The organism is Curtobacterium sp. AB7 (assembly GCF_044909335.1).
GTDB lineage: Bacteria > Actinomycetota > Actinomycetes > Actinomycetales > Microbacteriaceae > Curtobacterium.
Genome location: NZ_JBIYED010000002.1, coordinates 314,796 through 340,792, shown reverse-complemented (window position 1 = coordinate 340,792; position 25,997 = coordinate 314,796). Strand labels below are relative to the sequence as shown.

Annotated in this window: 34 protein-coding genes; 22 read left to right on the top strand and 12 right to left on the bottom strand. The window is 71.5% G+C overall.

Annotated features, from left to right (window positions below; translation table 11 throughout):
* Positions 1-23 precede the first annotated feature (23 nt).
* The 3 genes from ABH929_RS07675 to ABH929_RS07665 are packed head-to-tail and all read left to right on the top strand — an operon-like array spanning position 24 to position 2,369.
* Positions 24-1,316 carry an aminotransferase class V-fold PLP-dependent enzyme gene (locus ABH929_RS07675; RefSeq protein WP_404560884.1) on the top strand — a complete coding sequence of 431 codons (1,293 nt, stop codon included), beginning with the start codon at positions 24-26 and terminating at the stop codon, positions 1,314-1,316.
* Positions 1,313-1,762 carry a Fe-S cluster assembly sulfur transfer protein SufU gene (gene sufU, locus ABH929_RS07670; RefSeq protein WP_404560735.1) on the top strand — a complete coding sequence of 150 codons (450 nt, stop codon included), beginning with the start codon at positions 1,313-1,315 and terminating at the stop codon, positions 1,760-1,762. Before ABH929_RS07675 ends, sufU begins: the two co-directional genes overlap by 4 nt.
* A complete protein-coding gene (locus tag ABH929_RS07665) occupies positions 1,740-2,369 on the top strand; it encodes a GNAT family N-acetyltransferase (RefSeq protein WP_404560734.1) in 630 nt (209 codons plus the stop codon). Before sufU ends, ABH929_RS07665 begins: the two co-directional genes overlap by 23 nt.
* On the opposite strand, the gene ABH929_RS07660 is transcribed toward ABH929_RS07665, so the two are convergent.
* Entirely contained in the window at positions 2,362-3,180 is an 819-nt protein-coding gene (locus ABH929_RS07660; protein WP_404560733.1) for a hypothetical protein, read from the bottom strand. The genes ABH929_RS07665 and ABH929_RS07660 overlap by 8 nt on opposite strands.
* A gap of 18 nt (positions 3,181-3,198) precedes the next feature.
* Positions 3,199-4,251, bottom strand: coding sequence for a zinc-binding alcohol dehydrogenase family protein (locus tag ABH929_RS07655; RefSeq protein ID WP_404560732.1), 1,053 nt, complete (start codon positions 4,249-4,251; stop codon positions 3,199-3,201).
* 95 nt (positions 4,252-4,346) lie between these two features.
* On the opposite strand from ABH929_RS07655, the gene ABH929_RS07650 reads away from it, so the two are divergent.
* Entirely contained in the window at positions 4,347-4,922 is a 576-nt protein-coding gene (locus tag ABH929_RS07650) for a TetR family transcriptional regulator (protein WP_404560731.1), read from the top strand.
* Here the strand turns inward: ABH929_RS07650 and ABH929_RS07645 are convergent.
* Entirely contained in the window at positions 4,876-5,331 is a 456-nt protein-coding gene (locus tag ABH929_RS07645; protein WP_404560730.1) for a GNAT family N-acetyltransferase, read from the bottom strand. The genes ABH929_RS07650 and ABH929_RS07645 overlap by 47 nt on opposite strands.
* Before the next feature lie 401 nt (positions 5,332-5,732).
* On the opposite strand from ABH929_RS07645, the gene ABH929_RS07640 reads away from it, so the two are divergent.
* Positions 5,733-5,963: a hypothetical protein gene (locus ABH929_RS07640; protein ID WP_404560729.1), complete on the top strand. Its 231-nt coding sequence runs from the start codon at positions 5,733-5,735 to the stop codon at positions 5,961-5,963.
* Between the two features lie 23 nt (positions 5,964-5,986).
* On the opposite strand, the gene ABH929_RS07635 is transcribed toward ABH929_RS07640, so the two are convergent.
* From ABH929_RS07635 to ABH929_RS07625, 3 genes are read right to left on the bottom strand one after another with little or no spacing between them, the layout of a single operon-like run.
* On the bottom strand, positions 5,987-6,550 hold the full coding sequence (locus ABH929_RS07635) for an HdeD family acid-resistance protein (RefSeq protein WP_404560728.1): 564 nt from the start codon (positions 6,548-6,550) through the stop codon (positions 5,987-5,989).
* A 53-nt stretch (positions 6,551-6,603) separates the two neighbouring features.
* Positions 6,604-6,846 carry a hypothetical protein gene (locus tag ABH929_RS07630; RefSeq protein ID WP_340197544.1) on the bottom strand — a complete coding sequence of 81 codons (243 nt, stop codon included), beginning with the start codon at positions 6,844-6,846 and terminating at the stop codon, positions 6,604-6,606.
* A 52-nt stretch (positions 6,847-6,898) separates the two neighbouring features.
* Complete coding sequence (locus ABH929_RS07625) at positions 6,899-7,390, bottom strand: MarR family winged helix-turn-helix transcriptional regulator (protein WP_404560727.1); 492 nt, start codon at positions 7,388-7,390, stop codon at positions 6,899-6,901.
* Positions 7,391-7,452: 62 nt separating this feature from the next.
* Between ABH929_RS07625 and ABH929_RS07620 the strand changes: the two genes are divergently transcribed.
* The 3 genes from ABH929_RS07620 (at position 7,453) to ABH929_RS07610 (ending at position 9,936) form a co-directional block, all read left to right on the top strand.
* Complete coding sequence (locus tag ABH929_RS07620) at positions 7,453-7,821, top strand: VOC family protein (RefSeq protein ID WP_404560725.1); 369 nt, start codon at positions 7,453-7,455, stop codon at positions 7,819-7,821.
* A 203-nt stretch (positions 7,822-8,024) separates the two neighbouring features.
* On the top strand, positions 8,025-9,428 hold the full coding sequence (locus ABH929_RS07615) for an LLM class flavin-dependent oxidoreductase (protein ID WP_263091274.1): 1,404 nt from the start codon (positions 8,025-8,027) through the stop codon (positions 9,426-9,428).
* Positions 9,429-9,432: 4 nt separating this feature from the next.
* Positions 9,433-9,936: a GNAT family N-acetyltransferase gene (locus ABH929_RS07610; protein WP_263091275.1), complete on the top strand. Its 504-nt coding sequence runs from the start codon at positions 9,433-9,435 to the stop codon at positions 9,934-9,936.
* A 4-nt stretch (positions 9,937-9,940) separates the two neighbouring features.
* On the opposite strand, the gene ABH929_RS07605 is transcribed toward ABH929_RS07610, so the two are convergent.
* Positions 9,941-10,528, bottom strand: coding sequence for a VOC family protein (locus tag ABH929_RS07605; RefSeq protein WP_404560724.1), 588 nt, complete (start codon positions 10,526-10,528; stop codon positions 9,941-9,943).
* A 116-nt stretch (positions 10,529-10,644) separates the two neighbouring features.
* The gene (locus ABH929_RS07600) at positions 10,645-11,400 is read right to left on the bottom strand and encodes an SGNH/GDSL hydrolase family protein (RefSeq protein WP_263091277.1); all 756 of its coding nucleotides are present in this window, start codon (positions 11,398-11,400) and stop codon (positions 10,645-10,647) included.
* Between the two features lie 175 nt (positions 11,401-11,575).
* Between ABH929_RS07600 and ABH929_RS07595 the strand changes: the two genes are divergently transcribed.
* Genes ABH929_RS07595 through ABH929_RS07570 form a run of 6 tightly spaced genes read left to right on the top strand, consistent with a single transcriptional unit; the run spans position 11,576 to position 18,709 of the window.
* Positions 11,576-13,135 carry an NCS1 family nucleobase:cation symporter-1 gene (locus tag ABH929_RS07595; RefSeq protein ID WP_404560723.1) on the top strand — a complete coding sequence of 520 codons (1,560 nt, stop codon included), beginning with the start codon at positions 11,576-11,578 and terminating at the stop codon, positions 13,133-13,135.
* A gap of 56 nt (positions 13,136-13,191) precedes the next feature.
* Positions 13,192-13,956 (top strand): aspartate/glutamate racemase family protein, encoded by a 765-nt coding sequence (locus tag ABH929_RS07590; RefSeq protein WP_404560722.1) that lies wholly within the window; start codon positions 13,192-13,194, stop codon positions 13,954-13,956.
* Positions 13,953-15,347, top strand: a complete 1,395-nt coding sequence (gene allB / locus ABH929_RS07585) for an allantoinase AllB (RefSeq protein ID WP_404560720.1) — start codon at positions 13,953-13,955, stop codon at positions 15,345-15,347. Before ABH929_RS07590 ends, allB begins: the two co-directional genes overlap by 4 nt.
* Positions 15,348-15,390: 43 nt before the next feature.
* Positions 15,391-16,623 carry a pyridoxal-phosphate-dependent aminotransferase family protein gene (locus ABH929_RS07580; protein ID WP_404560719.1) on the top strand — a complete coding sequence of 411 codons (1,233 nt, stop codon included), beginning with the start codon at positions 15,391-15,393 and terminating at the stop codon, positions 16,621-16,623.
* The gene (locus ABH929_RS07575) at positions 16,620-17,879 is read left to right on the top strand and encodes an allantoate amidohydrolase (protein WP_404560718.1); all 1,260 of its coding nucleotides are present in this window, start codon (positions 16,620-16,622) and stop codon (positions 17,877-17,879) included. Before ABH929_RS07580 ends, ABH929_RS07575 begins: the two co-directional genes overlap by 4 nt.
* Complete coding sequence (locus tag ABH929_RS07570; RefSeq protein WP_404560717.1) at positions 17,876-18,709, top strand: MurR/RpiR family transcriptional regulator; 834 nt, start codon at positions 17,876-17,878, stop codon at positions 18,707-18,709. The genes ABH929_RS07575 and ABH929_RS07570 overlap by 4 nt, the downstream gene beginning before the upstream one ends.
* Here ABH929_RS07570 and ABH929_RS07565 read toward each other — a convergent pair.
* The gene (locus tag ABH929_RS07565) at positions 18,676-19,182 is read right to left on the bottom strand and encodes an SRPBCC family protein (RefSeq protein WP_404560715.1); all 507 of its coding nucleotides are present in this window, start codon (positions 19,180-19,182) and stop codon (positions 18,676-18,678) included. The genes ABH929_RS07570 and ABH929_RS07565 overlap by 34 nt on opposite strands.
* The gene (locus ABH929_RS07560) at positions 19,179-19,754 is read right to left on the bottom strand and encodes a GNAT family N-acetyltransferase (protein WP_404560713.1); all 576 of its coding nucleotides are present in this window, start codon (positions 19,752-19,754) and stop codon (positions 19,179-19,181) included. Before ABH929_RS07560 ends, ABH929_RS07565 begins: the two co-directional genes overlap by 4 nt.
* A 44-nt stretch (positions 19,755-19,798) precedes the next feature.
* Between ABH929_RS07560 and ABH929_RS07555 the strand changes: the two genes are divergently transcribed.
* The 3 genes from ABH929_RS07555 (at position 19,799) to epsC (ending at position 22,616) form a co-directional block, all read left to right on the top strand.
* Positions 19,799-20,836, top strand: a complete 1,038-nt coding sequence (locus ABH929_RS07555) for a dipeptidase (protein ID WP_404560711.1) — start codon at positions 19,799-19,801, stop codon at positions 20,834-20,836.
* Positions 20,837-21,096: 260 nt separating this feature from the next.
* On the top strand, positions 21,097-22,035 hold the full coding sequence (gene cysK, locus ABH929_RS07550; RefSeq protein ID WP_111084370.1) for a cysteine synthase A: 939 nt from the start codon (positions 21,097-21,099) through the stop codon (positions 22,033-22,035).
* Positions 22,032-22,616 (top strand): serine O-acetyltransferase EpsC, encoded by a 585-nt coding sequence (epsC, locus tag ABH929_RS07545; RefSeq protein WP_235035942.1) that lies wholly within the window; start codon positions 22,032-22,034, stop codon positions 22,614-22,616. Before cysK ends, epsC begins: the two co-directional genes overlap by 4 nt.
* Positions 22,617-22,697: 81 nt before the next feature.
* Here epsC and ABH929_RS07540 read toward each other — a convergent pair whose 3' ends face one another.
* Positions 22,698-22,997, bottom strand: a complete 300-nt coding sequence (locus tag ABH929_RS07540; protein ID WP_235035941.1) for an excalibur calcium-binding domain-containing protein — start codon at positions 22,995-22,997, stop codon at positions 22,698-22,700.
* Positions 22,998-23,152: 155 nt separating this feature from the next.
* Here ABH929_RS07540 and ABH929_RS07535 point away from each other — a divergent pair, with 155 nt between their 5' ends.
* Positions 23,153-23,527, top strand: a complete 375-nt coding sequence (locus tag ABH929_RS07535) for an MmcQ/YjbR family DNA-binding protein (protein ID WP_132100013.1) — start codon at positions 23,153-23,155, stop codon at positions 23,525-23,527.
* Here the strand turns inward: ABH929_RS07535 and ABH929_RS07530 are convergent, their stop codons facing one another.
* On the bottom strand, positions 23,528-24,175 hold the full coding sequence (locus ABH929_RS07530) for an MOSC domain-containing protein (RefSeq protein ID WP_404560709.1): 648 nt from the start codon (positions 24,173-24,175) through the stop codon (positions 23,528-23,530).
* A 103-nt stretch (positions 24,176-24,278) separates the two neighbouring features.
* On the opposite strand from ABH929_RS07530, the gene ABH929_RS07525 reads away from it, so the two are divergent.
* The 4 genes from ABH929_RS07525 to ABH929_RS07510 are packed head-to-tail and all read left to right on the top strand — an operon-like array spanning position 24,279 to position 25,953.
* Positions 24,279-24,449 (top strand): hypothetical protein, encoded by a 171-nt coding sequence (locus ABH929_RS07525; protein ID WP_404560708.1) that lies wholly within the window; start codon positions 24,279-24,281, stop codon positions 24,447-24,449.
* Positions 24,450-24,458: 9 nt separating this feature from the next.
* Positions 24,459-25,013 (top strand): RNA polymerase sigma factor, encoded by a 555-nt coding sequence (locus ABH929_RS07520; protein ID WP_111084365.1) that lies wholly within the window; start codon positions 24,459-24,461, stop codon positions 25,011-25,013.
* A complete protein-coding gene (locus ABH929_RS07515) occupies positions 25,010-25,648 on the top strand; it encodes a hypothetical protein (protein ID WP_404560707.1) in 639 nt (212 codons plus the stop codon). Before ABH929_RS07520 ends, ABH929_RS07515 begins: the two co-directional genes overlap by 4 nt.
* Positions 25,645-25,953 (top strand): hypothetical protein, encoded by a 309-nt coding sequence (locus tag ABH929_RS07510; protein ID WP_263091290.1) that lies wholly within the window; start codon positions 25,645-25,647, stop codon positions 25,951-25,953. The genes ABH929_RS07515 and ABH929_RS07510 overlap by 4 nt, the downstream gene beginning before the upstream one ends.
* The last annotated feature ends 44 nt before the right edge of the window (positions 25,954-25,997 follow it).

The following is a 25,997-nucleotide window of genomic DNA, read 5'->3' as shown; positions in this document are numbered from 1 at the left end:
CAGGAGGACGAGACGTGACAGTCGTGGCGCCGAACCAGCCGCTCACCGAGGCCGAGGTCGAGACGATCAAGTCGGACTTCCCGATCCTCGCGCAGGACGTGAACGGGCAACCGCTGGCGTACCTGGACTCCGGGGCGACGGCGGAACGCCCGACCCCGGTCCTCGACGCCGAGCGCCGGTTCCTCGAGCACGACAACGCCGCCGTGCACCGCGGCGCGCACACGCTCGCGGCGCTGAGCACCGATGTCTACGAGGACGCCCGTGCCACCGTCGCCGACTTCATCGGCGCTGCCGGTCCGAGCGAGGTCGTCTGGACCGCGAACGCCACCGACGCCCTCAACCTCGTCGCCTACGGCATCGCGAACGCCAGCCGTGGCCGCGGCGGGGTCGACGCCGCTCGCTTCCGCATCGGACCGGGCGACGAGATCCTGGTCACCGAGGCCGAACACCACGCGAACCTGGTGCCGTGGCAGGAACTCGCCGCGCTGACGGGTGCGACGCTCCGCTGGGTCCCGGTCGCCGACGACGGCACCTGGACCGCCGAGGACGCCGCTGCCCTGATCACCGACCACACCAAGGTCGTCGCGTTCGCGCACGTCTCGAACGTCACCGGCATGGTCGCCCCCGTCGAGCAGATCGTCGGTCTCGCCCACGCCCGCGGCGCACTGGTCGTGCTCGACGCCTGCCAGTCCGCGCCGCACCGGCCGCTCGACGTGCAGCAGCTCGGCGTCGACTTCGCCGCGTTCTCCGGGCACAAGATGCTCGGTCCGAACGGCATCGGCGTGCTCTGGGGCCGCAGTGAGCTGTTGAACGCGTTGCCCCCGTTCCGCACCGGTGGGTCCATGATCACCACCGTGACCATGCAGGCGTCGGAGTTCATGCCGGCGCCCGAGCGGTTCGAGGCCGGCACGCAGCCCGTGTCGCAGGCCGTCGCCCTTGCCGAGGCCGTCCGCTACCTGCAGGGCATCGGCATGGAGCGTGTCCGCGCGCACGAGGAGCACCTCGCCCGGCGCATGCTCGACGGCCTGGCCGCCGTCCCCGGCATCCGCGTCGTCGGTCCGCCGGTCGGCGTCCCGCGATCGGGCCTGGTGTCGTTCGACGTCGACGGCGTGCACGCCCACGACGTGTCGCAGTACCTCGATGCGCAGGGCATCGCCGTCCGCTCGGGGCACCACTGCGCCCAGCCCCTGCACCGCCGCCTCGGCCTGGTCGCCACCAGCCGCGCGAGCACCTACGTCTACACGACCGAGCACGACGTCGACCGGTTCATCGCGGCCGTCGGCGAGGTCCGCGGCTACTTCGGAGCGACCGAGTGAACGCCCTCGACAGCCTGTACCAGCAGGTCATCCTCGACCACGCGAAGGCCCGACACGGCGACGGCGACCTGCCCGACGCCGACGCCTCGCACTTCGAGCGCAACCCCACGTGCGGCGACGAGATCACCGTCCGCATCCGTCTCGACCCGGGCACCGACCGGATCGCCGGTCTCGCCTGGCAGGGCGACGGCTGCTCGATCTCGATGGCCTCGGCATCGGTCCTGACGGACATGGCCATCGGCCGCACGGTCCCGGAGCTCCTCGCACTGACCGACGAGTTCCGCACGATGATGCGCTCCCGCGGCGTCGGCGAGCCCGACGAGGACGTCCTCGAGGACCTCATCGCCTTCCACGGCGTCTCGAAGTTCGTCATGCGGGTCAAGTGCGGCATGCTCGCCTGGGTCGCGGCGGAAGCCGCCGCGCGTGAGGCGACCGCGTCCCGCTGAGCCGGGTGCGGCTCGCGATCGCGACCACCGACCGACCGGGAGGCCCGGTGCGGGCCCGCCCCGCGCCTCCCGTCCGCAGCTGGTCGCCGACCGGGCCCCCGAGAGGCTTGGACAGTGTGCCGATCGAAGGGGCGCGATGATCTTCGAGACGGAGCGACCCGGCGCAGGCCGGGCCGACGCGATCGTGCGGGCCTACCTGACCGAGGTCGCGTCGCGGTGGTACGGGCGGGCGGCGACGTCGGCCGAGGTCGACCGCGCGGTGCTCGACGAGCCGTTCGACGACCTGCAGGGGGACTCCGGGCTGTTCGTCGTCGCCGTCGACGGGGGAGCGGCGATCGCCTGCACCGGCGTGCGCTTCGTCGGCGACGTCGGCGAGCTGACGAAGGTCTTCACGCTGCCGGAGTACCGCGGCCGAGGTGTCGGTTCGGCGCTCCTGCGCCACGTCGAGGACGTCTGCCGGGCGCGCGGGATCACGTCGTTGCGCCTGGACACCCGCGCCGAGCTCGCCGAGGCCTGTGCGCTCTACGAACGGCTCGGGTTCGTCCGGGTCGCCCCGTTCAACGCGGACCCGTACTCGGACCGCTGGTACGCGAAGCCGCTCAGCTGACCGCGCCGATCTCGCGGAGCGCGTCGCCGACGGAGATGCGCTCGTCGCGTTCCTGCGCTCGTGCCCAGCGGGCCTTCGCGAGCGTGACGGCCCGGTCGTCGAGACCGAGGAGCTCGTAGAGACCGTCCAGTTCTCGGGGAACGAGGTCGGCGAGCGGCAGGGGGAACTTCCGCTCGGGGCTGGCGTAGCTCTGCTGGGCGAGCTGTTCGAGCACATCGGGGTCGGTCTCTCGCTGTTCCATGAGCAGGACGACGGTTCGCGACCGGGTGGTTCCGGACAGGAACGCGGACCGCACGTTCTCGTCCGGGTCGGTCGCCAGAGTGATCTCGACGGCGAGGGGAAGGTCTTCGGTCCCGGCGAGTTCCCAGCGCTGACCGGTGTCGCCACGGATCGCCGTGTGCATGTCGGGGTGCACGCCGAAGCCGCGCTCGCCCCGCGCCGGGGAGGATGACGTTGTCGCCTTCGCGGCGTCGTCGTGTCGTGCCGTGGGGAAGCCGACGCCCGTGTACACGGTGTGGGCGATCGGGAGGAACTGGAGTGCCTCGTGGAGTGCGGTCGCGGCGTCCTGCACCGCCAGGGCAGTCACGTCGCCGTCGGCGGCATCGAGTGCCGCAGCGTACGCCGTCAGCGCCGTGTGCTGCTGGTCCATCGCCCGGGTGAACATCTCCTTGCCCCGGGCCGCGTCGCCGATGCGCCGCGGGTCGAGGTGCAGGGTCACGGAGCTCGGATCCTGCAGGTGGCCCCGTGGCGTGCCGCCGCCCGACATCGTGAAGCGGAAGGTCTCGTCGTCGGGCACGTCGGCATCGGTCACGTCGCTGACGCTACCGGGTCAGGGGAGCGTGACGACGAGCTTCCGGGCGGAGACACCGGCGCGGAGCTCGGCGAGGGCCTCCGGGATCGCGGCGAGTCCGGATCCGACGACGGATGCGGTCGGCGTCGCCTGGTACCGACCGGTGCGGAGTGCCTCGGGCAGGAAGTCGCGGTAGATCGCGGGGCCGACCTCCGATTCGGTCGGGCGGCCGCCCCAGATCGCGGTGATGTGGATGCCGTGTCGACGCTCGAGCCGCGCACGGATCGTCGTCACCGGCGTCGGGTACGCCGATGCGAGTCGGCCGGACCCGGTGGCTGCCCGGACGATCGGGAGCGTGCGGGTCAGCGAGCCCTGGCCGAAGGCGAGGGTACCGGCGAGCTCGCGGTCGGCGAGTGCGTCGAGGACGCGACGTGCGGCAGCGTCGTCGCGGTAGTCGAACACGGCCTCGGCACCGAGGGACTGCACGAACCCGTGGTTCTTCGGCGACGCTGTGCCGATCACGGCGTACCCGGCGGCTCGGGCGAGCTGGACGGCGTTGGCGCCGACGCTCGTCGACGCGCCCCACACCAGGACGACCCCCGGGCGGTCGGACGTGTCGGCCGTCGGGAGTGACAGCGCGAGCTGGTCCGGTTCGAAGAGCCCGGCCGCTGCGGTCGAGACGGCGAGCGGCAGGACCGCTGCTTGCTCGACGGGCAGGTCGTCCGGCACCGGGGTCGTCACACGTTCGAGCAGCAGGACCTGGTGCTGGAAGGCTCCTTCGGCAGAGCTGTTCCGGTGCTGCTCCTGCCCCGCTGCGTGCCCGCCGACCCGGTCGCCCACGCGGAAACGCTCGACGCCGGCGCCGGTCGCGACGACGGTCCCGGCGACGTCCGACCCGAGCACCGCCGGGAACCGGAGCTTCGGGAACACCAGGTGTCGGAAGAGTCCGCCGACGGCGTCGACCGGGTTCACGGCGACGGCTTCGGCCCGGACGACGAGTTCGCCGGGGCCGGGCTGGGGGGCCGGCGCGGGGCCGACGGTGAACCGCCCGGTCGACGTGGTCCAGAGTGCTGCGTTGTCCGTTGACGACATGGTGTCCGGATCCCTTGCTCGAAGTGGGTCATGACACGACGTGTCATCGACCATTCAATCATGACACGGCGTGTCATCACCACTACTGTTGACCCATGCGTTGGTCTCCGGATGCCCGAGGGCGACTCGAGCGAGCGGCCTTCGAGCTCTTCGCCGAGCAGGGCTACTCGGCGACGACCGTTCCGCAGATCACCGCACGGGCGGGACTCACCACCCGGACCTTCTTCCGGTACTTCGCCGACAAGCGCGAGGTGATCTTCGCCGGCGACGAGATCCCCGACCTCGCCCGAGCCGCCATCGAGGCCGCGCCGGCCGGGATCGACCCGCTCGACATCGTCGTGCACGGTCTCCGCCAGGTCGCCGACGGGCGGTTCGAGGGGCATCACGACCAGGTCGGTGCGGTGCGGCGGCTGGTGCTGTCCGAGCCCTCACTGCGGGAGCGCGACGCCCGGAAGCGCGCTGACCTCACCGACGCGGTGCGCGAGGCCTTCGTCAACCGCGGACTCGGTCCGTCCGAGGCGGCGGTGATCGCCGAGACGACGGTGATGCTGTTCCACCTGGCCCTCGAGGCCTGGCTCACCGGACCAGCCGAGCGCCGGATGGCCGACATCGTCGACGAGCAGCTCAGCGCGCTCCGTGGGGCGCTCGATCGGCGGCCCACAGCGTCATGAACACGTCGACGCCGTCGTCGGTGTCGAGCACGAAGCCGTGTCGTTCGTACAGTCGGCGGGCAGGGCTGCCCACCAGCACGTTGAGCCGCGTCGGGCCGTCGTGGGGTTCGTCGACGACGGCGCGCAGCACGGTCGACCCGACCCCTTTCCCTTGGACGTCGGGCGCGAGGTAGAAGTGCTCGACCCAGCGGACGTCGTCCTCGACCCGCACGGTGATCGACCCGACGTCGCGGCCGTCGACCACGACGATCCGGGTCAGCTGCGGCTGGAACGCGTCGCGGAGGCGCTGTCGAACGCGCGTCTCGTCGAACACCCCGAGCCGCGTCAGGTCGTCGCGCAGCACCACGGCCCGGAGCTCGACGAGCCACTCGATGTCCTCGGAGATGCTGTCCCGCAGTGCGACGTCCACCCGTCGAGCCTACGAGTCCCTGCACGGATCCCCTGTGGGCCACGGACTCGTACGCTGGCCCGATGGATCTGGACGATGTCATCGACCTCGTGGCGGGGCGCCGCACCTCGGCTGGACATCCCATCGTCGTCGGAATCTCGGGGTACTGCGGCTCCGGGAAGTCCACGCTGGCGCGCAGTGTGGCCGGTGCGTTGCCGGGCACAGTGCGGATCCGCGGAGACGACTTCCTCGATCCGGAGCGGTCCCATCGGCGATCGATCGACTGGGACGGCGTCGATCGGGAGCGTCTGACGTCGTCCGTCCTCGAACCGCACCGAGCGGGACGGGCGAGTACGTTCCAGCGGTTCGACTGGTCGGTCCGGGCGCTCGGCCCCGTAGAGCCGCTGCCGACGACGGACGTCGTGATCGTCGACCTCATCGGCCTCTTCCACCCGGACGCCATGCCGCACATCGATGTCGCGGTCTGGTGCGATGTGGACCTCGACACCGCCGCTCGTCGCGGCATGGCCCGCGATCGCCGGCTCGGACGTGACCATGATCGCCTGTGGCGAGACGTGTGGATCCCCAACGAACGCGACTTCGAAGCGCGGTTCGCCCCGCGGGGCGGTGCCGTCGTCTTCTCCGCTGGGTGACGAACCCCTGCGGAAAGCAGTGTTCAGGCCACTCGACCGGCGGGCGGCTCGGACCGGTCAGCGCGTCCGAGGGTGATCCCGAGTGCGATCTGCACGATGCCGAACAGGATCAGGAAGCCCGCGATCGCGACGACGGCGAGCGCTGCTCCGATGGACGGCAGGTTGATCACGAGCACGCCGATGACGATGCTGAGCACCGCGGCACCGATGGTCAGCGCACGGTTCGTCGGTGTCGGGGCGTAGAGCAGTGTGATGCCCTCGAGCAGCCATGCGAAGCCGATCACGAACGCGATCCACCGCACCCCGACCGGTGGGGCGACGATCGCGACGATGCCGCCGGCCAGGATCAGTGCACCGAGGGAGACCAAGCCGATTCGGCGGCCGGTGCCGATCCCGCGGGCGAATGCACGGACGATCATCGACAGTCCGGAGGCCAGCAGGTAGACGCCGAACACCCACGCGACCGCGAACAGTGTCGCGTGTGGGAGCACGAGCGATGCGACGCCGACGAGGACCGCCACGATGCCGACGATCAGCAGCGCGGTCCGCAGTCGTCGGTTCCCGCCGACGTCGTCCTGCAGCGCCATGGGTGTCCGCCCTTCCCTGAGAGGATCTGGTCCTGCGCGCGTCTGCGTCAGGGCTACTCCTCGGAACCGCCCGTGTCCGGTGTCCTTGCGGACGCATCGGTCCGCGCGGGGTGGGTGCGTCCCGGCGAGCGTGCCGGCCACGTGACGAGCAGCAGCACCGCGAGCGGACCGAACAGCAGCGTCAGGACGAACCAGGTCCACGCCGATCGGTTCCTGGTCCGGGCGAATCCGCCGGCGAGCATCGCGACGCTGAGCCAGAGGCTCGACAGGTACAGGCCGGTGAAGTCCTCGTGCATGAACGGTCCCCCTCATGAAATACGTCAATGTCAGTGGCAGGGTACCGCGTGGTCAGACCGAGCTGACCCCGTCGTCGGCGGTTCCACGGAGGGAGCGCACCATGCTGCGCAATGCCCCCCGCGCCGCTGCCTGCTGCTCGTCGGACAGTCCGCCGAGCATGCGGACCTCGACACCGCGGACGGCTGCACTCGCCCGCTCGAGGCTCGTGCGGCCGCTCGCCGTCAAGCGCGTCGGGAGCGCCTTGCCGAACGGCGCCTCGGTGGCCCGCGTCACGAAGCCGTCCCGTTCCAGCGCCTGCAGCAGCACGTTCATCGACTGCCGGGTGACGAACGCGCCGCGCGCGAGCTCGGAGTTCGACAGTCCGGGCCGCTGCGCCAGGAGTTCGAGGCACGAGTAGTGCGTCATCGTCATGCCGAGCGGGCGCAGCACCCCCTCCATCGCGGTGCGGAGCGCGCTCGCGGCCTCCTTCAGCAGGTATCCGAGGGACGTCTCGAGGTCGATGACGTCGCTGGCGTCGCTGTTGTCGCTGCCGTCTTGACTCATGTCAGTAGTCTGACATAGGTTGTCCCGTGTCAGAAGACTGACACAACAAGAAGGAGCACCACATGCCCGTCACCGGCCCCGACTTCATCTCCCTGCAGACCCGCGACCTGGCGGCGTCGCAGGCGTTCTACGAGCAGTACCTCGGTCTCGTCCGCTCGCAGGCCGGCCCGCCGCACGCCGTCGTCTTCGAGACGACGCCCATCGCCTTCGCGCTGCGGGACGTCGTCCCCGGCACCGACCTCGACGCGGTCGCGCAACCGGGCATCGGGGCGGCGATCTGGCTCCACGCCACCGACGTGCAGGCCATCCACGACGCACTCGCGGCCGACGGTCACACGATCGTCTCGGCGCCGATCGACGGCCCCTTCGGCCGGACGTTCACGTTCGCCGACCCGGACGGCTACCAGATCACGCTGCACGACCGCGCCTGAGTCGCGGCCGGCGCACCGCCGCACAACCGAAGTGCATCCGCGCCGCGCGATCCACCGGTTCGGGACGACTTCGGTTGTGCGGACCGGACCTGCACCGGCCATCGCACGCCAGTGCGCCGACAGCCGGCCGTCGACAGCTGCGGGCCGTCACGCTTCGTCACGATGCATGACGGAAGCAGGAGCCGCACGTAGCGTCGCCAGGCGTGACCAGCAGCAGCGAGCCCCGGCAGATCCGCTTCAACGCGTTCGACATGAACTGCGTCGCGCACCAGTCCTCCGGGCTGTGGCGGCACCCGCGCGACCGATCGCGCGACTACCGCGACCTGACGTACTGGACGGACCTGGCGAAGACGCTCGAGGGCGGCGCGTTCGACGGCATCTTCATCGCCGACGTCCTGGGCACGTACGACGTCTACGGCGACTCGAACGAGGCCGCGCTCCGCACCGGCTCGCAGGTGCCGGTCAACGATCCGATCCTGCTGGTGTCGGCGATGGCGTCGGTGACCGAGCACCTCGGCTTCGGGATCACGGCGGGCACGGCGTACGAGCACCCGTACCCGTTCGCCCGGCGGATCTCCACGCTCGACCACCTGACCAAGGGGCGGGTCGGCTGGAACGTCGTCACCGGGTACCTGCCGAGCGCCGCGCGGAACATGGGCCAGACCGACCAGCTGTCGCACGACGACCGCTACGACGTTGCCGACGAGTACCTCGAGGTCCTCTACAAGCTGTGGGAGGGCTCGTGGGAGGACGACGCGGTCGTCGCCGACCGAGCGTCCGGCGTCTTCACGGACCCGGCGAAGGTGCACCCGATCGAGCACCACGGCAAGCACTTCGACGTGCCGGGCATCCACCTGTCCGAGCCGTCGGTGCAGCGTTCGCCCGTCATCTACCAGGCGGGCGCGTCGCCGCGCGGCATCCGCTTCGCAGCGGAGAACGCCGAAGCCGTCTTCGTGGGCGCACCGACCGTCGAGCAGCTCGCGTCGACCGTCGCGAAGGTCCGTGACGCCCTGGAGGCAGCTGGTCGCGACCGCTACGCCGCTCGCGTCTACACACTGCTCACCGTGATCACGGACGCCACCGACGAGCTGGCCCAGGCGAAGTACGAGGACTACCTGTCGTACGCGTCGGAGCTCGGTGCGCTGGTGCTCAACTCCGGTTGGATGGGCGTCGACCTGTCGCAGTGGGACCTCGACGAGCCCCTCGGCGACGTGGAGTCGAACGCCATCCAGTCGGCAGCGGCGAACATCGCAGCGGCGACCGGCGAGGACGGCAGTTCGTGGACGATCCGCGACCTCGCCCGGCACACCGCGATCGGCGGCCTCGGGCCGGTCGCCGTCGGCGGGGGAGCGACCATCGCCGACCGGCTGCAGGAGATCCAGGAACGCACCGACGTCGACGGGTTCAACCTGGCGTACGCGGTGACCCCGGGCACGTGGGAGGACGTCATTGAGTTCGTGATCCCCGAACTCCGTGCCCGCGGGGCGTACCCGACCGGCTACGAGCCCGGATCGCTGCGGCACAAGCTGCACGGCCGCGGCGACCGGCTGCCCGACGAGCACCGTGGGGCGTCGTTCAGGATCGGCAGCAGCGCGGTCGTAGGCTGACCGGGTGATCGAACCGTCCGTGTCCGTGCGTCCTGCGGCCCCGGACGAGGTGTCGGCCTGTGTCGACCTGTGGGTCGCAGCGGTCGCGGCACGTGACGGCGTTCCGGAGTCAGGCGCGGTGCGTGCCCGTGCGGCGTCGAAGTTCGCCGTGGCGCGCGTCGCCCTGCTCGTCGCCACCGGAGTGGCCGGTGCGATCGACGGCTTCGCGCTCGTGACGGCGCCGGGGTCCGGACGGTCGACCGACCCGGGCGACGCCGCCTACCTGTCGCTGCTCGCCGTCCGCCCGGACGTGCAGGCGCGGGGGGTCGGGCGTGCGCTCCTGGCCGCGTCGGTCGACGCAGCAGCGGCGGCGGGACACTCCGCGGTCGTCCTGCACGCGCTCGCCGGCAACGAGCGGGCGCTGCGGCTCTACGAAGCCGGCGGGTTCCGGGCGGACGGAGTCGAGTTCCCGCATGCCCTCACCGGCAAGCCGACGCGGACCTACGTCGCCGCGGCCTCGGTGCGCTGACCGCTCAGACCCGCCACTTCGGTCGCGGGGCGTGGTCCTCGTACGACTGCCGGGTCGGGTAGGTGATCAACTCGATTGTGGATCCCCACGGCGTCCCGACATACGCGAACCGGTTGCCCGATCCGCCTTCGTTGCCGCCGAGGTCCCGCGGGTCGGCGTACCGCTGGCCGCCCGCCGTCTCGATGTGCGACAGCGCGTGGTCGATGTCGTCGACGTAGAACGCGACGTGCTGCCAGCCGAGGTCGCTGGCCCGAGCTGCCGATCGCTGGTCCGGGCCGTGGTACTCGAACAGCTCGAGCCCTGGACCGTTCGGTAGCGCGAGCATCCGCAGCGCACCCTGGGCCATGGTCTTCGGGATGCCGAGGCGGCGCTGGACGTCGGGTTCACCGCGGAGCGGTTCGCTCCGGAGGAACCGGTCGTACAGGGGGACGGCGTCGAGTCCCAGGACGAAGAAGTCGGTGGCCTGGTCGATGTCGGGCACGGTGAGCCCGATGTGGTCGATGCCGTGTGCGGTGCTGGGCGTGCCCGTCGGGGTGCTGACGGTCGGGGTGCGTGTCGCGGTGGTGCCGGATGGGCGTGGCGCAGTGGTCATGGTGCCGTCTCCCCTGAGTTCGGCTCGGACGTGATCCCACCGAGTAGAGCGCTCAGTCTGCCGCGCGACAAGCGGGCAACCAGTCGCTTGCGGAGAACCGCCGCGATCGTGCGCGATCAGTCGACGGCGGTCCATGCCGGGTACGTTGCCGAGCGCCCGTCGCCCGACGACCGTCGGGTCACGCGACGCTGCACCCACGGCAGGACGTGCTCGCGGTAGTAGCGGAGTTCCTCGGGGAGTCGGGTGCGACCGGTCGGCTCCGACACCGGCGTTCCGGGCAGGGGGCCGTCCACGATCGCGTGCAGGGCGAGGTCGGCGACGCGTTGGTGGCCGGTCGCGTTCATGTGCAGTCGGTCGTCGGACCAGAACTCTGCACGGCGCAGGTGTGGATCACGGGACACGTCGACGAATGGCAGGTCGTACCGGTCGGCGAGGTCGGCGAGCGCATCCGCCCAGGCGTCGCCGCGCGCGTTGATGAGGCGTCCGAGGGGGAGCCGGGCACTCGGGTCGGCGGGGCTCAGCAGCGCCAGCCGGACGCCGCGGCTCAGGACCGTGGCGACCGCCGCTTCGAGCGGGGCGATGAGGGCGTGGGCGTCGAACCGTGGCCGGAGCAGGTCGTTGCCGCCCGCGCAGAACGTGATCAGGGTCGGTGTGGGGTCGAGTGCGAGCGCCGCGTCGAGCTGCTCTCCGAGGACCCCGGCGAGCAGGCGACCGCGGACGGCGAGGTTGGCGTACCGGACGTCTGCGTCGTGCGCTCGGGCCATGCCGCTCGCGAGTCGGCCGGTCCAACCGGGGAACGGAACGGCGCCGGCGTCGCCGATGCCCTCCGAGAAGCTGTCGCCGATCGCGACGTAACGGATGGTGTCGGGCATGGACGCATCTTCCTGCACACGCCTGTGCAGGTTCCGCGAGTCGGAACGAGCGTTTCAGGACGGCACCCACGACACACGACCGTTACACGAGGGAAACGGCGGGCGCGAAGAGGCTCCCTAGCTTCTGTGGTGGAGGCGATCACCGCCTCCCCACCCCACTCCCTCGGAGGACGCCATGGCTACCGATCTCGTGACACCCGTCGCAGCGCCCCACGCCCCCACCACGACCGCCGCACCCGCCGGTGCCGGCGTCGTCAAGCCCGGGTACGACCCGGCGCTCACGAACGAGGACCTCGCCCCGCTGCGCAAGCAGAGCTGGACGAGCTACAACTTCTTCGCCTTCTGGATGTCCGACGTGCACTCGGTCGGCGGCTACGTCACCGCCGGGTCGCTCTTCGCACTCGGCATCGCCAGCTGGCAGGTGCTCATCGCCCTGGTGGTCGGCATCCTGATCGTGCAGGTCTTCGCCAACCTCGTCGCCAAGCCGTCGCAGCGCACCGGCGTGCCCTACCCGGTCATCAACCGTGCGGTGTTCGGGGTGCTCGGGGCGAACGTGCCCGCGATCATCCGCGGGCTGATCGCGATGGCCTGGTACGGCGTGCAGACGTTCCTCGCCGCGCAGTCGCTCAACATCATCTTCCTGAAGTTCATCCCCGCCTCGGCCGGGCTGCTCGACCACTCGTTCCTGGGGCTGTCGGCACTCGGGTGGATCTCGTACGCGATCCTGTGGGTCGCGCAGGGGGCCCTGTTCTGGATGGGCATGGAGGCCATCAAGAAGTTCATCGACTGGGCGGGCCCGGCGGTGTACGTCGTGATGATCGCCCTGGCGATCTACCTCGTCAGCCAGGCCGGCATCGGCAACATCTCGTTCACGCTGTCGGTGGGCGAGCCGCTGTCCTTCGGCGCATCGATCCCGGTCATGCTCTCCGCGGTCGCCCTGGTGGTCAGCTACTTCTCCGGCCCGATGCTCAACTTCGGTGACTTCTCGCGCTACGGCAAGTCCTTCGCGGCGGTCAAGCGGGGCAACTTCTGGGGCCTGCCGATCAACTTCCTGTTCTTCTCGGTACTCACCGTGCTGTGTGCGAGTGCCACCGTGCCGGTGTTCGGCAAGCTCATCACCGACCCGATCGAGACCGTGCAGGCGATCGGCGCCCCGTTCGCGATCCTGCTCGGCGGCCTGACCTTCGTCACGGCGACGGTCGGCATCAACATCGTCGCGAACTTCATCAGCCCCGCGTTCGACTTCTCGAACGTCGCGCCGCGCCGGATCTCGTGGCGAGCCGGCGGCATGATCGCCGCGGTCGGCTCCGTGCTGCTGACCCCGTGGAACTGGTACGGCAACGACCAGGCCATCCTGTACACGCTCGGGGTGCTCGGTGCCCTCATCGGCCCGCTGTTCGGCATCCTGATCGCCGGCTACTACATCGTCGGGAAGCAGTGCATCGCCGTCGACGACATGTACACGAAGGACACCTCGGCCCGGTACTGGTACCGCGGCGGCTTCAACCCGAACGCCATCGGTACCCTCGTCGTCACCGGGGTGGTCTCGGTCGCCAGTGCGGTCCTGCCGCCCGCGCTCGGGATCCTGCCGGGGCTGAACAACTACAGCTGGTTCATCGGCTGCGGCCTGGGACTCGTGGTCTTCTGGGGCCTCGAGCGGATCCGGCCGAGCATGCCGGAACTCGCCTCGGACGACCCGACGGTCGACGACGGCGCCGCCATCGGGCGAGCCTGAGACGCCCCCGCACCACCAGCGACACCCGCACCGCCCGCACCACCGGAAGGACCCCGATGCGCATCCGCGTCGTCAACCCGAACACCACCGCTTCGATGACCCGCTCGATCGGCGTCGCCGCCACCGCGGTCGCCGGCCCGGGCACCATCGTCGAGGCGGTGAACCCCACGATGGGCCCCGCGTCGATCGAGAGCCACTACGAAGAGGCGCTCGCGGTGCCGGGGCTCCTCGAGCAGATCGCGCTCGGGCAGCAGGACGGCGTGGACGCCCACGTCGTCGCCTGCTTCGGTGACCCGGGGCTCGACGCCGCGCGGGAGCTCGCCTCCGGGCCGGTCATCGGGATCGCCGAGGCGGGCTTCCACGCGGCGGCGATGCTCGGGCGCCGGTTCGGCGTCGTGACGACCCTGGCGCGGACGACCGGCCGGGCACACGAGCTCGCCGAGCGCTACGGGTTCGCCTCGCTCGTCACCGAGATCCGGGCGTGTGAGGTCGCGGTGCTCGAACTGGACGACCCCGCTTCGGGAGCACGCGCCCTGGTGATCGAGGAGTGCCGGGCCGTCATCGCCGGCGGAGCCGACGCGGTCGTGCTCGGCTGCGCGGGGATGGCGGACTTCTGCGCCGAGGTCTCGCGGGCGATCGGGGCGCCGGTCGTCGACGGCGTCGCCGCGGCGACCGTGCTCGCCGAGTCGCTCGTGCGGCTCGGGCTCTCGACGGGCAAGCACGGCGAGTACGCCACCCCGCCGACGAAGGCGATGTCGGGTCTGCTGGCGGGCTTCGAACGCCAGCCGACGGCGGGCGCGACGGTCGGGGCGGGCGCATGACGGGCCTCCCGGCCGCCGCCGGCACCATCGCGGACCTCGTCCTGCGCGCCGACCGCGCGTGGATCGACGGAGCCTTCCGCCCAGCGGCGGTCGTCGTGCGCGACGGCCGCGTCGACACCGTCCTGCCGGTCGACGCACCCGTGGCCGCCGTCGACGACCGCACCGTGCCGGACGACCAGGTCCTGCTGCCCGGCCTCGTCGACACCCACGTGCACGTCAACGAACCCGGACGCACCGAGTGGGAGGGGTTCGCATCCGCGACCCGGGCCGCCGCCCTCGGCGGGGTGACGACCATCATCGACATGCCGCTCAACTCGATCCCCGCGACGACGACGGTCGAGGCGCTCGCCGTGAAGCGCGCGAGTGCCGAGGGACGGGTCGCCGTCGACGTCGGGTTCTGGGGCGGAGCGGTCCCCGATAACGCCGGCGCGCTCGGCGCACTGCACGACGCGGGCGTCTTCGGGTTCAAGTGCTTCACCGCGCCGTCCGGGGTCGACGAGTTCCCGCACCTGGATGCCGACCAACTGCGCGCCGCGATCGAGGAGGTCGCCCGGATCGACGCCCTGCTCATCGTGCACGCCGAGGACCCCGAGTTCCTGGTCGACCACGCCGCGCTCGGCGGCCACTACGAGGACTTCCTCGCCACCCGGCCGGTCGACGCCGAGCGGTCCGCCATCGCGCGGGTCATCGACGGTGCACGGGCCACCGGCGCGCGGGTCCACATCCTGCACCTGTCCGACGCCGGTGCGATCCCGATGATCCGCGCCGCGAAGGACGACGGCGTCCGGATCACGGTCGAGACCTGCCCGCACTACCTGTCGTTCGAGGCGGGTTCCATCCCGGACGGCGCGACCGAGTACAAGTGCTGCCCGCCGATCCGTGACGACGCGAACCGCGACGCCCTGTGGGCCGGCGTGCTCGACGGCACGATCGACATGATCGTCTCCGACCACTCGCCGTCGACCGCCGACCTCAAGGTCGACGACTGGGGACTCGCCTGGGGCGGCATCGCCGGCCTGCAGGTCGGGTTCCGCGCCGTCTGGACCGAGGCCCTCCGCCGCGGCGTCCCGCTCGAGGCACTGCTGCCGCTGTTCACCACCGGTCCGGCGGCACTCGTCGGCTTCACCGACCGTGGGGTCATCGCCCCGGGCACGCTCGCCCACTTCGCCGTGTTCGACCCGTCCGTCACGGCGGTCATCGACGTGGCCGGCCTCGCACACCGCAACCCGGTCTCCGCGTTCGCCGGCCTGGAGGCCCGTGGCCGCGTCACCGAGACCTGGCTGCGCGGGCGCGTGGTGGCGTCCGCCGCGTCCGGCGTCACCGCCGCCCGGGGGCAGCTCGTCGCGGCTCCCGTGACCGCGGATGCCCGGGTCACCGAAACACGTCTGTAACGATCGTTCCGGTACGCTCGTGATCGGAACGGAAGGACCAACCATGCACCCCGTGAACCCGCCAGCCCGCCTCCTCATGGGCCCCGGCCCGATCACCGCCGACCCGCGTGTGCTCCGGGCCCTGTCGACCCCGCTCGTCGGGCAGTACGACCCGTGGATGACCTCCGCCATGAACGACACCCAGGAGCTCTACCGCGGTGTGTTCGGCACCACGAACGACGCCACCGTGCTCGTCGACGGCACCTCGCGCGCCGGGATCGAGGCGGTGCTCGTGTCGCTCCTCGCACCCGGGGATCGCGTGCTCGTGCCGGTGTTCGGCCGGTTCGGACACCTGCTCGCCGAGATCGCGGGCCGTGCCGGGGCCGAGGTCCACACCATCGAGACCGCGTGGGGTCAGGTCTTCACGCCGTCCGCGATCGAGGACGCCATCGTCCGTGTCCGGCCGAAGGTGTTGGCGATCGTGCAGGGCGACACCTCCACCACGATGAACCAGCCGCTCGACGAACTCGGCGAGATCTGCGAGCGGCACGGCGTGCTGTTCTACACCGACGCCACGGCGACCGTCGGCGGCAACCCGCTCGAGGTCGACGCCTGGGGCATCGACGCGGTCAGCGCCGGCCTGCAGAAGTGCCTCGGCGGGCCGTCGGGCAGTGCGCCGGTCACCGTCTCGCCGCGTGCGACCGCCGTGCTCGACGAGCGCCGCAGCGTCGAGGCGGGCATCCGCGAACCCGGTGACGACGTCGCCGACGAGCCGATCCGCTCGAACTACCTCGACCTCGCGATGATCCTGGACTACTGGGGTCCGCGGCGGCTGAACCACCACACCGAGGCCGCGTCGATGCTCTACGCCGCCAACGAGTGCGCTCGCATCCTGCTCGACGAAGGGCGCGAGCGGGCGATCGCACGCCACGAGCTCGCGGGGCGCGCGATGCTGCAGGGCGTGCAGGCGCTCGGGCTCGGGGTGTTCGGCGACGTCGCGCACAAGATGCACAACGTCGTCGCGGTGGAGATCCCGTCCGACGTCGTCGGCGACCAGGTCCGTGGTTCGATGCTCGACGACCACGGCATCGAGATCGGCACCTCGTTCGGACCGCTCCACGGCAAGGTCTGGCGCATCGGCACCATGGGCTACAACGCCCGCAAGGACACCGTCGTGACGACCCTCGCCGCCCTCGAGCACGCGCTCCGCCGGGCGGGGCACGCCGTCCCGCACGGCGGTGGGGTCGACGCGGCCCTCGACGTCTTCTCCGGTGCGCCGGTCGGGGTGCCGGCGTGAGCGCGGCCCCGGTCGTGACCGCCACCGCCCTGGGCACCGCCGATGCCGAGCTCGTGGCGCGCTGGTGCGACGAGCTGGCCCTGGTCACCGAGGAGACCGGTCGGATCACCCGCGTGTACCTGTCGCCCGAGCACGCCCGCGTCAACGGGATCGTCGCCGGGTGGATGCAGGACGCCGGACTCACCACCTGGCAGGACGCCGCCGGCAACCTGCACGGACGGGTCGACGGCGCGACGCCCGACGCCCCCGTGCTGCTGCTCGGCTCGCACCTCGACACCGTGGTGGACGCCGGCCGCTACGACGGGATCGTCGGGGTCCTGATGGCCGTCCGCACCGCTGCGCGACTGACGGCCGCGGGACCGTTGTCCGTCGCGCTCGAGGTCATCGCGTTCTCCGACGAAGAGGGGACCCGGTTCGGCAAGGCCCTGCTCGGGTCGTCCGCCGTCGCCGGGGTGTGGGACGAGTCCTGGTGGGACCTGGCGGACGGCGACGGCGTCACCCTGCGCGAGGCCTTCACCCGGTTCGGGCTCGACCCGGCCCGGGTGGGTGATGCGGCGGTCGACCCGACGACGCTCGCCGGGTACCTCGAGGCGCACATCGAACAGGGCCCGTACCTCGAGCAGGCCGGTCAGGCGCTCGGCGTCGTCACGAGCATCGCGAGCGCCCGACGCTTCTCGGTCGAGGCCGTCGGCGAGGCCCGGCACGCCGGCGGAACACCCTACGAGCGTCGCCACGACGCGCTGCTCGCCGCGGCCGAGGCCGCCCTCGCCGTCGAACGGATCTGCCGGGCGTCGCACCACGTCGGCACCGTCGGCACGATGACCGTTGAACCGGGCGCGGTGAACGTGGTCCCCGGGCTCGCGCGGTTCTCGGTGGACCTGCGCGGCGAGTTCGACGACGGCCGCGACGCGGTCTGGGACGAGCTCACGAAGGCGTTCGCGTTGATCGGGGAACGACGCGGGGTCAGCGTCACGCCGACCGAGGTGCACCGCGCGCCGGCGGTGTTCTGCGCGCCGCGGCTGATGGACGCCCTCCGCGCCGGCATCGAGTCGACGGGCGAGACCGCGCCGATGGAGCTGTTCTCGCGAGCTGGCCACGACGCCATGTCGCTCGGGCTCGTCACCGACGTCGCGATGCTGTTCCTGCGCAACCCGGACGGCATCAGCCACCACCCGGACGAGTTCGTCTCGACGCCGGACATCGCCCTCGGGCTCGACGCGTTCGCCGTCGCGGTGGAGCGGGTGGCCCGGGGATGAGCACCGCCGGACCGGACGTCCGCGCCCGCATCGACTCCGTCTGGGAGCAGCTCTCGCCCGCCGAACGCCGCGTCGCCGCGATGGTCCGGCACGACCCGGAACTCCTGCTCGTCGGCACCTCGGCCGAGCTCGCCGCCGAGTCGGGCACGTCGAAGGCCACGGTGTCCCGGCTCGTCCGGTCGCTCGGGTTCCAGGACGCGGCCGAGGTCCGGCAGAACCTGATGTCCGCACGTGGCTCCGGCCTGCCGTGGGTGGCGGAGGACGCCGCCCACGTCGACCAGCGCGCCGTCGAGGCCCGCAACCTCGACGCGGCCTTCGCCTCGCTGGCCCGTGCCGATCGACCGCGACTCGCGCGCCGCATCGTCCGCGCCCGTCGCGTGCTCGTGTTCGGGGAGCGTGGCGCCTACCCGGTGGCGCTGCAGCTCCGCGCGCAGCTCGCCCAGGTCCGATCCGACGTCCGGGTCGGTCCGGCACCGGGGCAGCGGCTCGGCGAAGAGGTCGCCGACCTCGACCGCCGTGACCTCGTCGTCCTGGTGACCGTGCGTCGGCACACCGCCGGGGTCGACCGGATCGTGCGGCACTGCGTGTCGACCGGCGCCGACGTCGTCGTGCTGGGCGACCCGACCGCAGCCGTCATCGCGGCACCGGCGAACACCGCGATCCTGTGCCCGGTCGACTCGCCGGCGGCGTTCGACTCGATGGCGGCCCTGTTCGCGGTCGTCGCGGCCATCGCGAACGACGTGTACGAAGCCTCGGGGCCGGCCGGCCGCACGCGGGTCGACGCGGTGGCGAGTGCCTACGACGCGCTGGGGGAGCTCGCAGCGCCCTGACCGTCGTGGCCGTCGCGGCCGTCGGCGTGCAGCTCGGTGGCGAGCGACGCGTTGCGCTCACGGATGAGCCGCGGCAGGTAGCGCTCGAGGGCGACGACCTCGGCCAGACGCCCGAGCGGGCCGAACGGTGCGCGGAACGTGATGGTGTCGACCATGCGCGTGCCGCCGGCCGACGACTCGAACCGGTGCTCGTGGTGGAAGCGGGCGAACGGCCCACGCACCTGTTCGTCGACGAACCGGTGGGGAGCCTCCAGAGCGGTGATCCGACTCGTCATCCGCCAGACGATCCCGAAGTGCCGTGCGCGCCACGTGACCGACTCGCCCAGGCCGATCGTGCCGGACGTCGTACCGGCGACGGCGCGTTCGTCGGTCGCAGCCATCGACCGCTCGTGCGCGCCGATGTCGAGCGACAGCGCGAACGCGCGCTCGGGCGGTGTCGCGAGCTCGGTCACCACTCGGAACGTCACCGTCACGACGCGGGCCAGTCCGTCCCGGCCGAGCGGTCGTCGTCGACGAGCACCGCGGCGAGCAGTTCGTCGTGCCGGACACCGTGGTGCAGGACCGCCGAGCGCCGTCGGCCCTCGTACCGCATGCCCAGTCGGCGGGCCACCGCGATCGAGCCGGTGTTCTCGGCCTTCGCCCGCCACTGCACCCGGACGAGTCCGAGTCCCTGCGGAGCCGGTGCGAACGCCCACTGCAGCACCCGCTCGGCCGCTTCGGTCACCAGGCCCTGACCACGGGCGTCCGGGTGCGTCGCGTACCCGATCTCGGCACCGCCACCATCGATGCCGAAGAGCCCGACCGTGCCGAGCAGGCGCGGGTCACCGGCACGACGGATGCCGAACTCGTAGCGGGTGTCCGTCGCCCAGCCGTCCTGCACCACCGCGGTGAGCCACCGGTGCGCCTCGGCGTGCCCGTACGGCTCGGGCATCGCGATGAACGCGATGACGTCCGGGTCGTTCGCGTAGGCGATGACGTCCTCGGTGTCGGTGGGCACCGGCACGGAGAGCACCAGGCGATCGGTCCGGAGGGTGACGGGGTCCACGCACCGAGCCTAGCCACGGGGACGTGCGCGGTAGCGTCGGGGGTATGACGTTCGACGCGATCCCGTTCCCGGTCATCGACGGCCACAACGACCTGCCGTGGGAGCGGCGCGAGACCCACTACTCCGGGGTCGAGGGCATCGACATCGAGGTCGACTCGCTGCACACCGACCTGCCGAAGCTCCGCGCCGGTGGGGTCGTCGGCCAGTTCTGGTCGGTCTTCGTGCCCGTCGACGAACCGGACCCCGTGCGGACGACGCTGCAGCAGATCGACCTGGCGCACCGGATCATCGAGCGGTACCCGGAGTCGCTCGCACTGGCCCGGACGGCGACCGAGGTCCGGGCGGCGGTCGAGTCCGGCCGGATCGCGTCGCTGCTCGGCGCCGAGGGCGGGCACTCCATCGGCGACGACCTGGCGGTGCTCCGCGACTTCGCCCGACTCGGCGTGCGCTACATGACGCTCACGCACAACGACGACACCCCCTGGGCCGACTCGGCGACGGGCTCGCGCCCGCACGGCGGGCTGACCGACCGCGGCCGCCAGGTGGTGGCCGAGATGGAGCGGATCGGCATGCTCGTCGACCTGTCGCACACCGCACCGGCGACCATGCGGGACACCCTCGACGTCGCCACACAGCCCGTCGTCTTCAGCCACTCGTCCACCGTCGCGGTCGACGACCACCCGCGGAACGTACCGGACGATGTGCTCGCCCGGCTGTCGGACAACGGCGGCATCGTGATGATCACGTTCGTGCCGAAGTTCGTCTCACGCGACTGGGCGGACTGGGAGGACGCCGGCTCGGTGGGGGAGCCGCCGCTCGTGACGGTGTCGGACGTGGCGGACCACGTCGAGCACGCCCGCGACCTCGCCGGCGCAGCGCACATCGGCCTCGGCGGGGACTACGACGGCACCCCGGTGCTGCCGCCGGACCTGCGCGACGTGTCCCGGTACCCGGTACTCGCCACCGAGCTGCAGCGGCGCGGGTGGGGTGGGGACGAGTTGCGGGCGCTCGCCGGGGGCAACGTGCTGCGGGTGCTCGAGGCGACCGACGAGCGGTTCGCGCGGACGGCGTTCGTGCGCTGACCCCGGCCGGTCCGCGCCGCGAAAGCGACGGTTTCGCGCTCGTGACCCCTGTCTGTCCCGCGAAAGCGACTCACTCCCGCGAAAGGTTGGCGGCACAGTGTCGCTTTGCCGGAGCGCGTCGCGGCGGAGCGAGCTGCGGCGAACGCGGTGTGGGTGCACGGCCGTGGACAGGACCACCTGGGGTCCGGTCGCTAGGATCGGGCGCACACCGCGCCTCCAGGAAGAGCGATGCGCGACCTGACCCGATGAGGACGGACCGGATGAGCGGCACGATCTACGACAACATCTCCCAGGCGTTCGGCAACACCCCGCTCGTCAAGCTGAACCGGCTGCCGAAGGCGGGCGGTGCCGAGGTGCTGGCCAAGCTCGAGTTCTACAACCCCGGCGCCAGCGTGAAGGACCGCCTCGGCGTCGCGATCATCGACGCGGCCGAGCAGTCCGGCGACCTGCAGCCGGGCGGCACCATCGTCGAGGGGTCGTCGGGCAACACCGGCATCGCCCTCGCGCTCGTCGGAGCGGCCCGCGGGTACAAGGTCATCATCACGATGCCGGAGACGATGAGCGTCGAGCGGCGTGCGGTGATGCGCGCCTACGGTGCCGAGATCGTGCTCACCCCGGGTCCCGAGGGCATGAAGGGCGCCGTCGAACGAGCAGCTGCGATCGTCGACGAGACGCCCGGAGCGATCCTCGCCCACCAGTTCGAGACCGCCGCCAACGCCGCGATCCACCGGAAGACCACCGCTGAGGAGATCCTGCGCGACACCGAGGAGCACGTCGACGTGTTCGTCGCGGGTGTCGGGACCGGTGGCACGATCACGGGTGTCGGCCAGGTGCTCAAGGAGCGCGTGCCCGGCGTGCAGATCGTCGCGGTCGAGCCGAAGGACTCCCCGCTCCTGACCGAGGGCAAGGCCGGACCGCACAAGATCGCGGGCATCGGCGCGAACTTCATCCCCGAGGTCCTCGACCAGTCCGTCATCGACGAGGTGTTCGACGTCGAGCTCGACGACGCCCTGCGTGTGGCGCGGGCGCTCGCGACCGACGAGGGCATCCTCGCCGGCATCTCGTCCGGCGCGATCATCCACGCCGCGCTCGAGATCGCCGCACGACCCGAGAACGCCGGCAAGCGCATCGTCGCGATCGTCTGCGACACCGGGGAGCGCTACCTGTCGACGGTGCTCTTCGAGGGACTCACTGCGTGAGTCGTCCCGTCCGACGAGGCGTGCTGCGGACGGTCCGGGAGGACCTGGCCGCAGCACGCCGCGGCGACCCCGCCGCCCGTGGTGACCTCGAGAACGCGATCGTCTACTCCGGGCTGCACGCCATCTGGACCTACCGCGTGACGCACCGGCTCTGGCTGGCCAGGGGCCTGCCCGGGTCGCGGTTCGTCGCACGCGTCATCGGCCAGGCAGCACGGTCGGTGACGGGCATCGAGATCCACCCCGGCGCCCGCATCGGCCGTCGGTTCTTCATCGACCACGGCATGGGCGTCGTGATCGGGGAGACCGCGGTGATCGGGGACGACGTCGTGCTGTTCCACGGGGTGACCCTCGGCGGGCGCGGCGGCGACCACGGCCCAGGAGCCCGACGGCACCCGGTGGTCGGCGACCGCGTCGTGCTCGGCGCGGGATCGTCCCTGATCGGGGCGATCAGCATCGGGCAGGACTCCGTCGTGGGTGCGAACACCGTGGTGACGAAGGACGTCCCTGCAGGATCGGTCGTCACCGGGGTCGCCGGGACCGCCCGCCCGAGGTCCGGGCACGAGGGCGTCCCGACGCTCTGACAGGTGCGCGCCGCTGCTGCGTGCGGCGGCTTGCTCAGACGCCGGCGTCCGCGCGGAACGCCGCCATCCCGCGGCCTCCGCTCAGCTCTTCTCGCAGGCGATGCCGTCCTTGTCGCGGTCGAGCTTCGCGTTCGCCTTGTACAGGGCGTCGTCCTTCTTCACCGTGCCCTTGAGCGCACGGGTCGTGGTCTTGCCGCCGGAGACCACCTTGTTCTTCGTGACGGACTTCTTCGCGATGCCGCCCGAGTACACCTTGTGCACCGCGGTGCAGTTGGCGTAGGTCTTCGGGGCGGCCTGAGCGGTGGAGGCCCCACCGACGACGACGGTGGTGGCGAGGACTGCGGTGGCGGCGGCGATGCCGAGGGTACGGATGATGCGCATGGGTTCCCCCTGGAACGAGTGGGTGATCGCGGGAGCGACCGCCGCGTCGGGTACGCGGCGAGCTGATCCTACGATGTGAACGACACTCATGACATGCCCCCGAACAGGTCCGGTCCGCGAGCCGCGGTGTCGGGCGTCTGGGGCATGCTGGGGGCATGGACGGCGCGCAGTTGCACGAGATCGCGAGTCGCACCGCGATGGGCCTGCCCGCGGTGTTCGAGACTGAGCCCTTCGGCGAGGGCGCCGTCGTCTACAAGGTCGTCGACAAGATGTTCGTGATGACGAGTGAGCTCCGGGGTGTGCCGATCGTCAACCTGAAGTGCGCGCCGCCGCACGGGGCAGCGCTCGTCCGCGACCACGCCGAGATCACACCGGGGTGGCACATGAACAAGCGGCACTGGATCACGCTCGCTCCCGGTGACGGCATCGACGAGACCCTGGTCGAGGACCTCGTCGCGAACGCCTACGACCTGGTCGTCGCCGGGTTGCCCCGAGCGAAGCGGCCCCTCGACCCGACGCGAGGCGACTGATCAGGAGCTGGCGGTTGCCGAAGACCGGGCGAGCACCTTCGAGACGTCCCGGACGACCTTCGGTGCGAGTCGCTCCCCGGACTCGAGCACGGCCCGGGCACGCTCTGGGGTGAGCCCCGCGAACACCTCGCCGATCGTCACGCCGTGCTCCGGCCGGTACGTCACGACGACCGGGTCACCAGCTGCCACCGGGCCGGACTTCACGACTCGCAGGTACGCGCCCGGACGGCCTTCCTCGGTGAACCGCCGGACCCACTTGTCGACGCCCATCCGCCGCGCGAACGTGCCGCACGGGATCCGCGGGATCGTCACCTCGAGCTCCAGCGTCTCGCCGATGCGCCACCGCTCGCCCGTCACGGCCCCGGTGACGTCGACGCCCGTGGTCCGCAGGTTCTCGCCGAAGAGGCCCGGCGGGATCTCGCGCTCCAGCGCCGCGGCGAAGTAGGCGGCGTCCTCGTCGGCGTAGGCGTACACGGCCTGGTCCTCGCCACCGTGGTGCTTCCGGTCGGCCTGGACGTCGGCGTACAGCCCGAGCGGTCGAACCCGGACCTTCCCGTCGACCGGACGCTTGTCGATGGCGGTGACGCCGATCGTGCCGGAGTCGGGCAGCAGGCGGTCGACGCGGCAGACGGCGGTGACGAGCGACATGCCACAACTCTGGCGCAAGTCCGTCGGCGCGTGTGACGAACCGCCGGTTCGGTGCGTCACACCGGTGAGGGACCACGTCCGGTGGTCCGACCGAGGAGTCTCCATGCTCGACGACGACATCGTTGCCGTCCGCCTGACGTCGCACGGCAGGCACGCACCGGCGCACGGGTTGGCGCAGGTCCGGATCCGTTCGCTCAGCTCCCGACCGGTCGGTCCGCTGCGCGTCGTCCCCGTCCGGAAGCGCGTCCAGCGGATCACCATCCACCACCAGTAGAAGGAAAGCGTGCACCACCAGTCCCTCGCCGAGCTCGACGACGCGGTCCTCGCCGGCCGGTCGTCCGATGGCGACGTCCGGGCCTTCGAGGTCCTGATCCGCCGCTACACACCGCTCCTGCGCGCCTACGCCCGTCGGACCCTGGGATCGACCGACGAACTCGACGACGTCGTGCAGGAGACCTTCATCACCGCGTGGGACCGCCTGGACCGTCTCGAGGACCACGCCAAGGTGAAGTCCTGGCTGATGCGGATCCTCAGCCGCAAGTGCCTGGACCGCATCCGGGCGCGACGGTTCCACGACGACGTCACCGAACTCGAGGTCGCCGCACCCGCCGACGACGCACCCGACCGGGTCGCCGAGGCCCGCTCGCGCGAGGAAGCGGCGGAGACAGCGCTCGCCGAACTGCCCGAAGCCCAACGACGCTGCTGGATCATGAAGGAGGTGCTCGAGTACAGCTACGACGACATCGCCGCCGAACTCGACCTGCCCCCCTCGACGGTCCGCGGACTCCTGTCCCGAGCGAGGAAGAACATGATCCGACTCATGGAGGGATGGCGATGAGCGACCTCGACGCACTCGAACTCGATGACCTCGACGGCCACTCCATCGACGAGCTCGCCGACTACCTGGACGCCGGCATGCAGCCGCCGGACCCCAGCATCGACGGCTCACCCGCGTGCCAGAACGCCCTCGCGGCGATCCTGCGGGTGCGACACGCGTCGCTCGGGTCCCTCGAAGCTGCCGCCCGCGACGAAGCCCCGGCCGACGAGTCGTGGATCGGCGGTGTGCTCGCCAACATCTCGCTGGAGTCCCGCTCCGGACGCGACGTCCCGCTCCGCGCGCTGTCCGAGTCGGAGCGCCCGGTGATGACCGAGGGAGCGATCCGGTCGCTCATCCGCCGGACCGGCGACGGTGTTCCCGGCGTCCTGGTCGCCCGGTGCAGTCTCGACGGTGACGTCACCGAACTCGCCGCACCGATCCGCGTGGTCGTCGAGGTCGCGATCATGTCCGGCCCGTCGATCGTCGCGACGGCGGACCTGGTCCGCACCGGGGTCGCCCAGGCGCTCGCCGAGCAGACCGACCTGGTCGTCGACTCGATCGACGTGGTGGTCCGCGACCTGCTCGAACCGCAGCGCGACACCGACGCTGACGACGACGACGACACGGACGACACCGACACGGAGGGGACCCGATGAGCACCACAGACGACACCCTCGCTGCGGTCGAACAGGCCGTGGTCGACGTCCCCGGCGTCACCGACCTCTACCGTGCCCGCCCGACCGTGGCCAGCACGGTCAGCGCCGTCCGCGGCATGGCGTCCAGCACGTCCCCCGCACGCATCGTGGTCGACGACGGCGTCCTGCGGGTCGTCATCGGCACCGACGGACACCGCCCCGCGCCCGAGGTCGCCCGCGCCGTGCACGACGTCGCCCTGACGACGGCGTCGGCACACGGCCTGGCGCTCACGCGGGTCGACGTGCGGGTCGCGCGGGTGGGGTGACCCCGGCTCGCTGACGGACGGGAGGCCCGTGGCGGCGCCGCCAC